A 13,407-nucleotide genomic window follows, 5' to 3' on the forward strand; every position below is an offset into this window, starting at 1 on the left:
GCTCGGGCGCGCAAGAGGGAATCGCGGGTCGCGCATGGAGACCGTGGCAGTCGCTTTCTGGGGGGCATTCTTCGGCACGGTGAGCCTGGCGCTCGTCGCGGCTTTGCTCGCCTTCCGACGCTCGGTGCGCCGCGTGGCCGTCACCGGCTCGCTCGCCGCCGTGCTGTCGGCGCTGTACGTCCTGGTCTACCTCGGTTGGGTGCCGGTGCACGACGCCGACTGGCTGCTGCGCCTGCAGGCCCACTTGGCGGCCCTGTGCGCCGCGGTGCTGGGGCTGATGCTGTTCGGGCTGATCGGCCTTCTGCGCGAGCGCGTGGTCGCGCGCCGCATCGTCGCCGGCATGGCGCTCCTGAGCGTCGCCGTGGTCGGCGGCGGCTGGCTGCTCTCCCCCGAAGGGGCGCTCGCGCTCGCGGCGGGCATGCAGTGGCTGGTGATCCCGCTGGCCGTGGCCGCGTCGGTGCGCAGCGCCCTGCGCGGCTCCGGCCTGGGCTGGATCGCCGTCGCCGGCGTCGGCTGCATGTCGCTGGCCGTGGTGGGCCTGACCTGGCACGCGTTCCAGCCCGAACAGACGCCCTGGCCGGTCCACGCCGTCAGCGCGGTGGGTGCCATCGCCTACCTGGGCAGCATGGCGGCTGGCATGTGGGTGCGCTATGCCTACCTGATCGACGTGCGCGAGGCGATGGTGCACGGACCGAGCTTCGACCCCATCACGCGCATGCGCTCGCATGCCGAGACCAGCGCGATGGTGGGCGAGGCCTTCGCCCGCCTGGGGGGCGACACGCTCGGCGTGATCGTGGTCTCGCTGGCCAACCTGCAGGCGCTGGAGCAGCTGCACGGCCGCGCGGCCTACAACCACGGGCTGTTCATCTGTGCCGGGCGGCTGCGCCGCTGCGTGCCGCCGGGCATCGAGATGGGGCGCCTGGGCGAGGACGCGTTCCTGCTGCTGATGCGCCGGCCCAACGGCGAGGCGCGGCTGAACGCCCTGGCCCACGAGGTGGCGCAGCGGCTGCGCCGTCCGGTCGCCCTGGGCACCAGCGAGGACCTCGCCGAGCTGGAAGCGCGGCGCACCGAATGGGTGGCCGACGTCGGCGTGGGGGTGCTGGTCGCGCCGCAGGGCATGCGCCCGGGCGTGGCGGTGGCGGGCGCGCGCGCCATGTCGCGCACCGCCTGGAGCTACGCCAGCCGGGTCGCCTGGTACGACGCGCAGAACCGGCAGATCGCCGAGCTGGCCGCCACCGCCGCAGTCGCCGGATAATCGAGGGCTTTGCGCCGCCGCCGGGCAGCGCGACCGGCTTTCGCTCCTTGTCCGACTTGCGCATCACCTTTCCCGAATCGCTGCCCGTCTCCGCCAAGCGCGACGAGATCGCGCAGGCCATGGCCGAGCACCAGGTCGTCATCGTCTGTGGCGAGACCGGCTCCGGCAAGACCACCCAGCTGCCCAAGATCGCCCTGGCCATGGGGCGCGGCAAGCTCAACGCCAGGCCCGGCGAGAAGCCGCGCCTGATCGGCCACACGCAGCCGCGCCGCATCGCGGCGTCCAGCGTGGCCAAGCGCATCGCCGAGGAACTGGAGACGCCGCTGGGCGAGGTGGTGGGCTACAAGGTCCGCTTCCAGGACCGGCTCTCGCGCGACGCCTCGGTCAAGCTGATGACCGACGGCATCCTGCTGGCCGAGACGCAGACCGACCCGCTGCTGCAGGCGTACGACACGCTGATCATCGACGAGGCGCACGAGCGCAGCCTCAACATCGACTTCCTGCTCGGCTACCTGCGCGAGATCCTGCCGCGCCGGCCCGACCTGAAGGTGGTGGTGACCTCGGCCACCATCGATGCCGAGCGCTTCGCCGAGCACTTCGCGTCCCGGGCCGGCAAGGCGCCGGTGATCTATGTGTCCGGGCGCATGTACCCGGTGGAGCAGCGCTACCGGCCGTTCGAGGAATCGCGCGACTACGGGCTGAGCGAGGCCATCGCCGACGGCGTCGACGAGCTCTGGCAGGGGAACGCCGCCGGCGACATCCTGGTGTTCCTGCCCGGCGAGCGCGAGATCCGCGAGGCCGCCGACCACCTGCGCGGGCACCTGTCGCACAGCCCGCTCACGCGCACGGCCGACGTGCTGCCGCTGTTCTCGCGCCTGTCGCAGCAGGAGCAGGACCGCATCTTCGAGCCGCACGGCAACCGACGCATCGTGCTGGCGACCAACGTCGCCGAGACCTCGCTCACCGTGCCGGGCATCCGCTACGTGATCGACGCCGGCACCGCGCGCGTCAAGCGCTACAGCTTCCGCAGCAAGGTGGAGCAGCTGCTGGTCGAGCCGATCAGCCAGGCCGCGGCCAACCAGCGCGCAGGCCGCTGCGGCCGGGTGGCCAACGGCATCTGCATCCGCCTGTACGACGAGAAGGACTTCGCCAGCCGGCCGCGCTTCACCGATCCGGAGATCCTGCGCTCCTCGCTGGCCGGCGTGATCCTGCGGATGAAGGCGCTGCACCTGGGCAACGTCGAGGACTTCCCCTTCATCGAGGCGCCGCAGCGGCGCGCGATCGCCGACGGCTACCAGCTGCTGGGCGAGCTGGGCGCGGTGGACGACGCCAACGAGCTGACCGACGTCGGCCGCGAACTGGCGCGCCTGCCGCTGGACCCGCGGGTGGCGCGCATGATCCTGGAGGCGCGCGAGCGCGGCGCGCTGGCCGAGGTGCTGGTGATCGCCTCGGCGCTGTCGGTGCAGGACGTGCGCGACCGGCCGCTGGAGCTGCAGGCCCAGGCCGACCAGCAGCACGCCAAGTTCGACGACGAGAAGAGCGAGTTCTCCGGCTACGTGCGGCTGTGGGACTGGATCCATGCGGCGCGGGGCGGGGTGCCCGCACCCCAGCCCGCCCCCGGAGGGGGTGCTGCCGCCCTGCCTCCCGGCCGGGGAGGGGGCTCGCCCGCCCACAAGCTGTCCAACCGCCAGTACGAAGCCCTGCTTCGCCAGAACTTCATCAATGTGCGGCGCGTGCGCGAGTGGCGCGACATCCACAGCCAGCTGCACACGGTGGTGTCCGAGCACAAGTGGCACCTGAACACGCAGCCGGCCGGCTACGAGGCGCTGCACAAGTCGATGCTCGCCGGCCTGCTGGGCAACATCGGCTGGAAGATGGAGGACAGCGGCCCGAACCCGGCCACCGGTGCGCGGGCGCAGGGCGCGGGCCAGTCCGAGTACCTGGGCGCGCGCGGCATCAAGTTCTACCGCCATCCGGGCGCGCACCTGAAGAAGCGCCCGGGCCGCTGGATCGTCTGCGCCGAACTCGTGGAGACCACGCGCCTGTTCGGCCGCGGCATCGCCAACATCGAGCCCCAGTGGATCGAGGAGGTGGCGGGCCACCTGCTGAAGAAGCAGCTGCTGGACCCGCACTGGGAGAAGAAGGCGGCCGAGGTGATGGCGCTGGAGCGCGCGACGCTCTACGGCCTGGTGATCTACAGCGGCCGGCGCGTGCCGTTCGCCAAGGTCGACCAGCAGGGCGCGCGCGAGATCTTCATCCGCGAGGGCCTGGTGGCGGGCCAGTGGGACACGCGGCTGCCGTTCCTGGCCCACAACCTGAAGCTGGTGCGCCAGGTCGAGGAGCTGGAGCACAAGTCGCGCCGCCAGGACGTGCTGGTCGACGAGGAGCTGATCTACGCCTACTACGACCAGCAGCTGCCGGCCGACGTCTACAACGGCCACACCTTCGAGGGCTGGTACCGCACCGAGAGCCGCAAGAACCCGAACCTGCTGCGGCTCACGCGCGACGAGCTGATGCGCCACGAGGCCGCCGGCATCACCACCGACGCCTTCCCCAGGACGATGAAGCTGGGAGGCGTGGACTGCGCGGCGGCCTACCTGCACGAGCCGGGCGATGCGCGCGACGGCCTGACGGTCACGGTGCCGCTGTTCGTGTTGAACCAGGTGAGCGACGAGCGCGCCGAGTGGCTGGTGCCCGGCATGCTCAAGGACAAGGTGCAGGCGCTGCTCAAGAGCCTGCCGCAGAAGCCCCGCTCGCGCTTCGTGCCGCTGCCCGAGTCCGCGGCGCGGCTGGCCGGCGAGCTGGCCACGCCCGAGCGGTTCGGCGCGGGCTCGCTGACCGACGTGCTGCTCAAGATGGTGCGCGACGAGACGTCGCTGGACGTCAAGCGCACGGACTTCAAGCTGGACATGGTGCCCGCGCACCTGTTCATGAACTTCCGCGTGGTCGACGAGCACGGCCGCCAGCTGGGCACGGGCCGCAACCTCGGCGCGCTGAAGGCGGAGCTGGGGGCCAAGGCGCGCGGCGCGTTCCAGGCGCTGGCGGGGATGAAGGTCGCCCCTTCTTCGCCCTCTCCCTCCGAGGGAAGGGCTCCATCTTCTCCCTCCCCTTCCGGGGGCAGCGCTCCATCTTCTCCCTCCCCCTCCGGAGGAGGGCGGGGTGGGGGCACGCCGGTGGCGGGAAAAAGCCCCGCTCCCAGCCTCCCCCCGGAGGGGGGAGGGGCAGGTGCGCGCCACACCGCCTGGACCTTCGGCGAGCTGCCCGAGCTGATGGAGGTGCGCAAGGGCTCGACCTCGCTGGTGGGCTTTCCGGCGCTGGTGGACCAGGGCGACGCGGTCACGATCGAGGTGTTCGACGAGCCCGAGGTCGCGGCGGCCAGGCACCGGCACGGGCTGCGCCGCCTCTTCGCGCTGCAGATCCGCGACGCGCTCAAGTACCTGGAGAAGAACATCCCGGACCTGCAGCGCATGGCGGTGGCCTTCATGCCGCTGGGCACGCAGGAGGAGCTGCGCCAGCAGATCATCGACGTGGCGCTGGACCGCGCGTTCCTGCTCGAGCCGCTGCCCACCGACGAGGCCGCGTTCAAGCGGCGGGTGGAGGAGGGCCGCGGGCGGCTGACGCTGATCGCCAACGAGGTGGCGCGCCTGGCCGCCACCATCCTGGCCGAGTACGCGATCGCCGTGCGCAAGATCAAGGACACCAAGGGCGCGCCCGAGGCGACGCAGGACGCCGCCCAGCAGCTGCAGCGCCTGGTCGGCAAGCGGTTCCTGGCCGACACGCCCTGGGCGTCGCTGCAGCACTTCGCGCGCTACCTGAAGGCGATCACGCTGCGCCTGGACAAGCTGCGGGCCGACCCGGCGCGCGACGCGGCACGGCTGGCCGACGTGCGGCCGCAGGAGCAGCGTTACTGGCGCCTCGTGGCCGAGCGCAAGGGCCAGGTGGACGACCGCATGCAGGAGCTGCGCTGGCTGCTGGAGGAGCTGCGCGTGAGCCTGTTCGCGCAGGAGTTGCGCACGCCGCAGCCGGTGAGCGTCAAGCGGCTCGAGAAGATCTGGCAGCAGCTGACGAACTGAGGCCCGCGTCGCGTCGCGACGGGTCCGGGTTCGCGAGCGGGCTCGCCGCCCACGCCGGCACGCGGCCGGCGCGGCGGCGGGATCGGCTCAGGTGCGCACGCGGCCGTCGCCGGTCAGCATCGACAGCTCGACGAAGCTGGATGCCGCGTGGTTGCTGGGCGACAGCGTCACGTTGAAGCCGCCGATCACCTGGTTGCCCAGGCCCTCGAGGCCGGCGACCAGCGACTCGCGGCTGGGGCGCCCGCCCGCGCGGCGCAGGCCCTCGGCGATCACCTTGGCGGCCAGGTAGCCTTCCATGCTGGAGAAGTTGGCCTGGTACTCGGCGCCGCCCTTCTTCACGGCATCGACGAATTCGCGGGCGATGGCGCGCGCCGAGTTGTACGGCGAGGGCATCACCTGCGACACGACGACGCCGGCGCCGTCCTTGCCCAGTTCGTCGGCCAGCGCCTGCGTGCCGACGAACGAGACGTTGTGGAAGGTGCCGCCGTAGCCCGAGGCCTTGGCGGCCTTGATGAACGCCGCGCACGCCTTGTACGCACCGATCTGCACGATCGCGTCCGGCCCGGCCGCCGTCAGCGTCTTGACCGCCGCCGCCACGTCGACCGAGTTGCGCTCCACGGTCGCCAGGGCCACCGGCTTGGTGTTCTGTGCCGCCAGCGCCAGCTGCACGCCGTCCAGCCCGGCCTTGCCGTAGGCGTCGTTCTGGTAGAAGACCGCCACCTTCTTCAGGCCCAGGTTGGCCAGCTGCCTGACGATCAGCGCCGTCTCGTCGTTGTACGAGGCGCGCAGGTGGAAGGCGTAGCGGTTGAACGGCTGGCGCAGGCCCATCGCGCCGGTGAAGGGGGCGAAGAACGGCGTCCTGGCCGCCGTCGCCAGCGGCAGGGCCGCCAGGCTGGTCGGCGTGCCGACGTACGCGAACAGGGCCACGGGGTCCTCGGCGAGCAACTTGCGCGTGTTCTCGGCGCAGCGGTCCGGCTCGTAGCCGTCGTCCATCTTCACCAGCTCGACCGGGCGCCGGTTGATGCCGCCCTGGGCGTTGAGCTGCTCGAAGAACAGCCGCGCGCCCGAGTGGAACTGGATGCCCAGCTGGGCCGAGGGGCCGGTGAACGGCGCCGACTGCGCCAGCAGGATGCGGTCGCCCTGGGCGCGGACGGCGGGCAGGGCGGCGAGGGCGGCAGCGCCGGCGGCGGCGCGGGTGAAGGTGCGGCGGGACAGGCTCATGCGCGGCATTGTCGAGGTGGGGTGCTGTCATCGGCCTGTCAGGGGTGGCCGGTTCGTGGCGCGCGCGCAGCGCCCCGTCAGCATGGCTTCAGCTTGCGGGCGCTGCCGCGGGCGGGCCTGTCGTGGTTCCGCGTAGGTGCAGTCGCACCCGCCGCCACGCGCTCGGCCCGCGCACGCCGGCGCCGCCGCTGCCTAGAGTGGCCGCTTCGCGCCGACGGCGCCCCACCGGAGCGAGCCTTGACCGCCACCCCCGTGACGCTCGACGTCAACGGCCAGCGCCACCAGCTGGAACTGGATCCCCGCACCACCCTGCTCGACGCGCTGCGAGAGCACCTGGACCTGACCGGCAGCAAGAAAGGCTGCGACCACGGCCAATGCGGCGCCTGCACGGTGCTCGTCGAGGGCCGCCGCATCAATGCCTGCCTGAGCCTGGCCGTGATGCACGACGGCCAGGCGGTGACGACCATCGAGGGGCTGGGCAGCGCCGGCGCCCTGCATCCGCTGCAGCAGGCGTTCCTGCGCCACGACGGCCTGCAGTGCGGCTATTGCACGCCGGGCCAGATCTGCTCGGCCGCCGGCATGCTGGCCGAGGCGCGCGCCGGCATGCCCAGCCACGTCACGGCCGACCTGCAGGCGCCGCCGGTGCTGGGCGACGAGGAGATCCGCGAGCGCATGAGCGGCAACCTGTGCCGCTGCAGCTGCTATCCGAACATCGTGGACGCGATCCGCGAGGTGGCGGGGGAGTCGCGATGAAGGCGTTCACGTACGAGCGCGCGGCCAGCGCCGAGGCGGCCGCCGACGCGGTCGCGGCGCGGCCGGATGCCCGGCTCATCGCCGGCGGCACCAACCTGCTGGACCTGATGAAGCTCCAGGTCGAGTCGCCCGGCCACCTGGTGGACATCAACCGCATCCCCGGCCTGGACCGCGTCGAGGCCACGGCCGACGGCGGCCTGCGCATCGGCACGCTGGTGCGCAACGCGGACCTGGCCGCGCACGAGGCGGTGCGCGGCCGCTACCCGGTGCTGGCCCGCGCCCTGCTGGCGGGCGCCTCGGGCCAGCTGCGCAACAAGGCCACCACCGGCGGCAACCTGCTGCAGCGCACGCGCTGCTACTACTTCTACGACCCCAGCAAGCCGTGCAACAAGCGCCGGCCCGGCTCGGGCTGCGCCGCGATCGGCGGCATCAACCGCATCCACGCGATCGTCGGCGCCAGCGACGCGTGCATCGCGGTGCACCCGTCCGACATGGCCGTCGCGATGCGCGCGCTGGACGCGCAGGTCGAGACGGTGCAGCCGGGCGGCAAGCGCCGCGTGATCCCGATCGCCGACTTCCACCGCCTGCCCGGCGACACGCCGCAGCAGGACACGGTGGTGCAGCACGGCGAGTTCATCACCGCCGTCACGTTGCCGCCGCCGCCCCCGGGCGTGCAGCTGTACCGCAAGGTGCGGGACCGGGCGTCCTTTGCCTTCGCACTCGTGTCCGTGGCGGCGCTCGTTGACGCCGCCGGCGGCACGGTGCGCTCGGCGCGCCTGGCCTTCGGCGGGCTGGCGCACCGGCCCTGGCGCGTGCCCGAGGCGGAGGCCGCGCTCGCGGACCGGCCCGCCGAGCCGCGGTCGTTCGACGCCGCGGCCGATGCCGTGCTGGCCGGCGCCCGCGGCCAGGGCCACAACGACTTCAAGATCCCGCTCACCCGGCGCGTGCTCGCCGGCGTGCTGGCGGAAGCCACCCGCGCCTGAAGGAGCCGCCGCATGGAGATGACGCAACCTTCGCCGCCGAACGCGATCGACGAGAACCGCAACGGCCGGATCGGCCAGCCGCTGGACCGGGTGGACGGCGTGCTCAAGGTCACCGGCCGCGCGCCCTATGCCTACGAGGTTCGCGAGGGCGGCCAGCCCGCCTACGGCTGGATCGTCGAGGCGCCGATCGCCAGGGGCCGCATCGCGGCCTTCGATCCCGGTCCCGCCGAGCGGGCGCCCGGCGTGCTGCTGGTCCTGAGCCACCTGAACATTCCGCCGCAAGGACGCTATTCGACCGAGGTGAAGCAGCGGTTCGAGCGTGCCGTGCCCTACCTGGGCGACGACAGGATCATCGCGTACGGCGAGCCGGTGGCGCTGGTCGTGGCCGAGACGCTGGAGCAGGCCCGCGCGGCGGCGGCGCTGGTGCAGCCGCGCTACGAGCCGGAGGCCGCCGAGTTCGAGCTCGATCCCGCGCGGGCGGAAAAGCCCGCCAGCAACGTCAGCGAGCCCGACACGGCGGTCGGCGATTTCGGACGCGCGTTCGCCGAGGCGCCGGTGCGCGTGGACGCGACCTACACGACGCCGTTCCACATCCATGCCCAGATGGAGCCGCACGCCACGCTGGCCTGGTGGGAGGGCGACCGGCTGGTGATCCACTGCTCGACACAGATGATCGAGCATGCGCAGCAGCGCGTGGCGAGCACGCTGCAGGTGCCGCCGGAGAAGGTGCGCATCGTCAGCCGCTACGTCGGCGGCGGCTTCGGCGGCAAGCTGCCCGTGTTCGCCGACGTGATCCTGTCGGCGCAGGCGGCGCGCCAGCTGGGCCGGCCGGTGAAGACGGCGCTGACGCGCCAGCAGATGTTCCACGTCACCACCCACCGCAGCCGCACGGTGCAGCGCGTGCGCCTGGGCGCCACCAGGGAGGGCGTGCTGCAGGCGATCGGCCACGAGGCCCTCTCGCACAGCGCGCGCTACGACGATTTCTTCGAGACCGCGGCGGCGCAGACGCGCTCGCTCTACGCCGCCGCCCACCGCATGACGCGGCACCGGGTGGTGCGCCTGGACCTGCCGCGGGCCGACTCGTGCCGCGCACCGGGCGAGGCCGTGGGCCTCCTGGCGCTGGAATGCGCGATGGACGAACTGGCGCACGAGCTGGGCATCGACCCGGTGGAGCTGCGGCTGCGCAACGAGCCGACGCAGGACCCGGAGAAAGGCACGCCGTTCTCGACGCGGCAGTTGGTGCAGTGCCTGCGGGAAGGCGCCAGGCGATTCGGCTGGGAGCGGCGGCGCGCCCAGCCGGGCCAGGTGCGCGAGGGCCGCTGGCTGCTGGGCCTGGGCATGTGCGCCACCACGCGCAGCAACTACCTGCAGAAGGCCCGGTGCCGCGTGACGCTGGACCACCAGGGCGTGCTCACGGTGCGCATGGCAATGACCGACATCGGCACCGGCACCTACACCATCCTCACGCAGATCGCCGCCGAGATGCTGGGCCTGCCGCCCGCGCAGGTGCGCATCGAGCTGGGCGACAGCGACTTTCCCCCCACGTCGGGCTCGGGCGGCTCGTTCGGCGCCGCCACCGCGGGCTCGGCCCTGTACGACGCCTGCGAGAAGCTGCGCGCCGCCCTGGCCCACAGCGCGGGCATCGATCCGACGCAGGCGCAGTTCGAGGGTGGCCGCATCCAGGGCAGCGGCAAGACCGCGCACCTGGCGACGCTGGCCGGGGACGCGGGCCTGTCGGTGGAGGGCGGGATCGAGTCCGGCGACATGGCGAAGAAGTATTCGCAGCAGGCGTACGGCGCGCAGTTCGCCGAGGTGGCCGTCGATGCCGACTCGGGCGAGGTGCGCCTGCGCCGCATGCTGGGCGTGTTCGCCGCCGGCCGCATCCTGAACCCCAAGACCGCCACCTCGCAGGTGCTGGGCGGGATGATCTGGGGCGTGGGCAACGCGCTGCACGAGGAGGCGCTGCTGGACCCGCGCCACGGCTTCTTCGCCAACCACGACCTGGCCGGCTACCACGTGGCGGCGCACGCGGACATCCCGCGCATCGAAGCGGTGTTCCTGCCCGAGGTGGACGACAAGGCCAACCCGCTCAAGATCAAGGGCGTGGGCGAGCTGGGCATCAGTGGCGCCGGCGCCGCCGTCGCCAACGCGGTGTTCAACGCCACCGGCGTGCGCATCCGCGACTACCCGCTGACGCTGGACAAGGTGCTGCGCGGGCTCTGAACACGCGCGCCGGCCGCGGGGCACAAGGGCGCCCTGGCGCGGCGCGGCCCTTGCTCGCATGTGGTTTCCCACAACGGGAAGTGCCTGGATGAGCTTCGATGATCGAGGCTGCAGGAAATTCACCCGAGGGGAGCGAAGGTCATGAAGTTCAGAGCCGCGCTGTGTGCCGCTGCCGTGCTGGCGGCGATGGCGGCAGCAAGCGCCCGCGCCGACATCCTGGTCGGCCAGACGGTGGGCGTCACCGGCGCCGTGGCGGCGACCGTCAAGGAGTCGATGCTGGGCGCCCAGCTGTACATCGACCATGTGAACGCCAAGGGCGGCATCCGGGGCGAGAAGCTCACGGTGCTCACGCTCGACGACGGCTTCGAGGTCAAGCGGGCGGTGGAAAACACGCGCATCCTGATCGAGGAGAAGAACGTGGTCGCGCTGTTCATGAACCGCGGCACGCCCCACACCGAGGCCATGCTGCCGCTGTTGGAAAAGCATGACGTGGCCCTGATCGGCCCGTCCACCGGCGCCATGGTGCTGCACACCCCGGTGAAGCGGCAGATCTTCAACGTGCGCTCGTCCTACCAGCGCGAGGCCGAGAAGGCCGTCGAGCACCTGAGCACCCTGGGCATGAGCCGCATCGCGGTGGTCCACGTGGACGATTCGTTCGGCCGCGACGGCCTGGACGGCGCGAAGAAGGGCCTGGCCCGGGCCAAGCTGCAGCCGGTGGCGGTGGTGTCCTTCGACCGCGCCAAGCCCGACTACACCAAGGTCGTGCCGCCGGTGCTGCAGTCGGAGGCCCAGGCCGTGATCTGGATCGGCTCGGGCACCGCCGTGACCGACGGCATCAAGGCCCTGCGCCAGGCGGGCTCGGCCGCCCAGATCGTCACGCTGTCGAACAACGCGTCGGGCGGCTTCGTCAAGGCGCTGGGCGACCAGAGCCGCGGCGTGATCATCACGCAGGTCTTCCCGTACGAGCGCTCGGTGAGCTATCCGCTGGTCAAGGAAGCGATGGACCTAGCCAAGGAGAAGAACGTCGAGCTGTCGCCGGCGATGGTCGAGGGCTACGCCTCGGCCAAGGTGCTGGTGGAGGGGCTGCGGCGCGCCTCGCCCAACCCGACGCGGGCCAGGCTGATCGCCGCGCTGGAGAAGATGGACAAGTTCGACATCGGCGGCCTGTCCGTGAGCTACAGCCCGGCGGACCACACCGGGATGGACTTCGCCGACCTGTCCATCATCGGCAGCGACGGCAAGTTCAAGCGCTGAGCCCGGCACGCGGGCTCGCGCGGCGACGCGGGGCCGGCGCCCCGCGGGCCGTCACTTGTTGCGGAAGTCGTCGTGGCACGCCTTGCACGTGCCCGCCGTGGCCTGCACGGCCGCCTTCAGGTTGTCCAGGTTGTTGGTCTTGGCGGCCGCCACCAGCTTGGTGGTCTCGGCCTGCAGCTTGTCGCCGTGCTCCTTGAACCTGGCCTGCTCGGTCCAGATCTCCGGCTTGGCCTTGGTGTTGCCCACCTTGTCGGTGCCGGCGGTGAAGCCGGCCCAGGGCAGGCGCGCCATGCGCTCGACCACCTCGGCGTTTTCCACCGCGGCCTTGGCGTCGTAGGGCGCGCGGCCGTTCGCCATCGCGCCCAGGCGGCCGAAGTGCTGCGCCATCACGAACAGGGCGCTCTGGCGGTACTTGACGGCATCTTCCGGCTTGGCGAACTGGGCCGAGGCCGGGGCGGCGAAAGCGGCGGCCAGGGCGGCGGCGGCGAGCGAGGCGGCAAACTTCATTCGAAAGGTCTCCTGGGTAGGGAATCGCGGGCCCGGACGGGCCGCATGGGCATCAACGATGGCCGGCCCCGGTTTATTCCGCCGCCGGCCGCCGGTTTATAGCGCGACCGGCGGAATGCGGCGTCCCTGCGCCTGCAGGATCTCGACGAAGCTTGCCGCCACGGGGGCCAGCTCGCGGTGGCGCCGCAGCATGAGGTGGATGGACGGGACCTGCAGCGGCAGGGCCACCGGCAGCACCTGCAGCACCCCGAGCCGCGCGTAGTGCGCGGCCAGAGAGGCCGGCATGATGGCCAGCATGTCGCTGGCCTCCAGCAGCACGGTGGTGGCGACGGTCGACGCGGTCTCGGTGATGTCCAGCCGCGCGTGCAGGCCCGATTCGCGCAGCGCGGCCTCGAAGCGGATGCGCTGGGGCGACCCCGGCGGCTGCAGCACCCAGGGACAGCGGATCGCGTCCGCCAGGCTCACTGGCGCCGCGGCCAGCGGGTGGCCGGCGCGCGCGACAACGACCTGCGGCTCGGCCAGCAGCGGCAGGATGTGCAGGTCCTCCTCGTCGTGGCCGGGCGACGGCCGCCCGAGCACGAGGTCCACCTCGCCGCGCTCCAGCAGGCCCAGCATCACGTCGCTGGTGTCCACCAGCACCGATACCGCCACGCGCGGGTGCTGCTGCTTGTAGCCGGCCAGCGCCGGGGCCAGCAGCTGGGGCAGGGCGCCCGGGACGCTGCCCACCCGCAGCCGCCCGCGCAGGCCCGAGCGCAGGGCGGCCATCTGCTGGCGCGCCGAGCCGAAGTCCACCAGCGCATGGCGGGCGAAGCGGATCAGCACCTCGCCGGCGGGCGTGGGTTCCATGCCGCGCGCATGCCGCGTGAAGAGGGGCACCTCGAGCGCCTCCTCGGCCTGCTGCAGCAGCTTGGTGGCCGCCGGCTGGCTCATGCCCAGGGCGGCCGCGGCGCGACCGAGCTGCCGCTCGCGCCCCAGGGCGTCCAGCAGCAGCAGCTGCCGGGTGCGCACGCGCAGCAGCAGCGCGGCGTCGGACAGGGGCGTGGCCATCGCGGCGACTATATCCAAATGGTGATGGATGGATCCGGAAATGCCATTGGCATGGAATGTCCGAACCCCGTACGCTGGCCGCCAGCGCAGC

Annotated in this window: 9 protein-coding genes; 6 read left to right on the plus strand and 3 right to left on the minus strand. The window is 72.3% G+C overall.

Annotated features, from left to right (window positions below; all coding sequences use genetic code 11):
- Window positions 1-34: 34 nt before the first annotated feature.
- Both AC3ANR_RS10965 and hrpA read left to right on the plus strand, forming a co-directional pair.
- Window positions 35-1,255, plus strand: a complete 1,221-nt coding sequence (locus AC3ANR_RS10965) for a diguanylate cyclase domain-containing protein (RefSeq protein WP_488288144.1) — start codon at window positions 35-37, stop codon at window positions 1,253-1,255.
- Between the two features lie 47 nt (window positions 1,256-1,302).
- A complete protein-coding gene (gene hrpA, locus AC3ANR_RS10970; protein WP_488288145.1) occupies window positions 1,303-5,328 on the plus strand; it encodes an ATP-dependent RNA helicase HrpA in 4,026 nt (1,341 codons plus the stop codon).
- Window positions 5,329-5,415: 87 nt separating this feature from the next.
- On the opposite strand, the gene AC3ANR_RS10975 is transcribed toward hrpA, so the two are convergent.
- Window positions 5,416-6,558, minus strand: a complete 1,143-nt coding sequence (locus AC3ANR_RS10975; RefSeq protein WP_488288146.1) for an ABC transporter substrate-binding protein — start codon at window positions 6,556-6,558, stop codon at window positions 5,416-5,418.
- A gap of 84 nt (window positions 6,559-6,642) precedes the next feature.
- On the opposite strand from AC3ANR_RS10975, the gene AC3ANR_RS10980 reads away from it, so the two are divergent.
- From AC3ANR_RS10980 to AC3ANR_RS10995, 4 genes are all read left to right on the plus strand, one after another.
- Window positions 6,643-7,302 carry a 2Fe-2S iron-sulfur cluster-binding protein gene (locus AC3ANR_RS10980; RefSeq protein ID WP_488288147.1) on the plus strand — a complete coding sequence of 220 codons (660 nt, stop codon included), beginning with the start codon at window positions 6,643-6,645 and terminating at the stop codon, window positions 7,300-7,302.
- Window positions 7,299-8,285, plus strand: a complete 987-nt coding sequence (locus AC3ANR_RS10985) for an FAD binding domain-containing protein (protein ID WP_488288148.1) — start codon at window positions 7,299-7,301, stop codon at window positions 8,283-8,285. The genes AC3ANR_RS10980 and AC3ANR_RS10985 overlap by 4 nt, the downstream gene beginning before the upstream one ends.
- A gap of 12 nt (window positions 8,286-8,297) precedes the next feature.
- On the plus strand, window positions 8,298-10,508 hold the full coding sequence (locus AC3ANR_RS10990; RefSeq protein WP_488288149.1) for a molybdopterin cofactor-binding domain-containing protein: 2,211 nt from the start codon (window positions 8,298-8,300) through the stop codon (window positions 10,506-10,508).
- Between the two features lie 141 nt (window positions 10,509-10,649).
- Window positions 10,650-11,762 (plus strand): ABC transporter substrate-binding protein, encoded by a 1,113-nt coding sequence (locus tag AC3ANR_RS10995; protein WP_488288150.1) that lies wholly within the window; start codon window positions 10,650-10,652, stop codon window positions 11,760-11,762.
- A 51-nt stretch (window positions 11,763-11,813) separates the two neighbouring features.
- Here the strand turns inward: AC3ANR_RS10995 and AC3ANR_RS11000 are convergent, their stop codons facing one another.
- Together AC3ANR_RS11000 and AC3ANR_RS11005 are read right to left on the minus strand one after the other, a co-directional pair.
- The gene (locus AC3ANR_RS11000) at window positions 11,814-12,269 is read right to left on the minus strand and encodes a c-type cytochrome (protein ID WP_488288151.1); all 456 of its coding nucleotides are present in this window, start codon (window positions 12,267-12,269) and stop codon (window positions 11,814-11,816) included.
- 96 nt (window positions 12,270-12,365) lie between these two features.
- The gene (locus tag AC3ANR_RS11005) at window positions 12,366-13,316 is read right to left on the minus strand and encodes a LysR family transcriptional regulator (protein ID WP_488288152.1); all 951 of its coding nucleotides are present in this window, start codon (window positions 13,314-13,316) and stop codon (window positions 12,366-12,368) included.
- Between the last annotated feature and the right edge of the window lie 91 nt (window positions 13,317-13,407).

Source organism: Ramlibacter sp. JJN2-2R (assembly GCF_057747835.1).

Bases quoted from the DNA above. Each gene is read 5' to 3' on its own strand.
- AC3ANR_RS10985 (WP_488288148.1), top strand. From the start codon at position 7,299: ATGAAGGCGTTCACGTACGAGCGCGCGGCCAGCGCCGAGGCGGCCGCC.
- AC3ANR_RS10995 (WP_488288150.1), top strand. From the start codon at position 10,650: ATGAAGTTCAGAGCCGCGCTGTGTGCCGCTGCCGTGCTGGCGGCGATG.
- AC3ANR_RS10990 (WP_488288149.1), top strand. From the start codon at position 8,298: ATGGAGATGACGCAACCTTCGCCGCCGAACGCGATCGACGAGAACCGC.
- AC3ANR_RS11000 (WP_488288151.1), bottom strand. From the start codon at position 12,269: ATGAAGTTTGCCGCCTCGCTCGCCGCCGCCGCCCTGGCCGCCGCTTTC.
- AC3ANR_RS10975 (WP_488288146.1), bottom strand. From the start codon at position 6,558: ATGCCGCGCATGAGCCTGTCCCGCCGCACCTTCACCCGCGCCGCCGCC.
- AC3ANR_RS11005 (WP_488288152.1), bottom strand. From the start codon at position 13,316: ATGGCCACGCCCCTGTCCGACGCCGCGCTGCTGCTGCGCGTGCGCACC.
- AC3ANR_RS10965 (WP_488288144.1), top strand. From the start codon at position 35: ATGGAGACCGTGGCAGTCGCTTTCTGGGGGGCATTCTTCGGCACGGTG.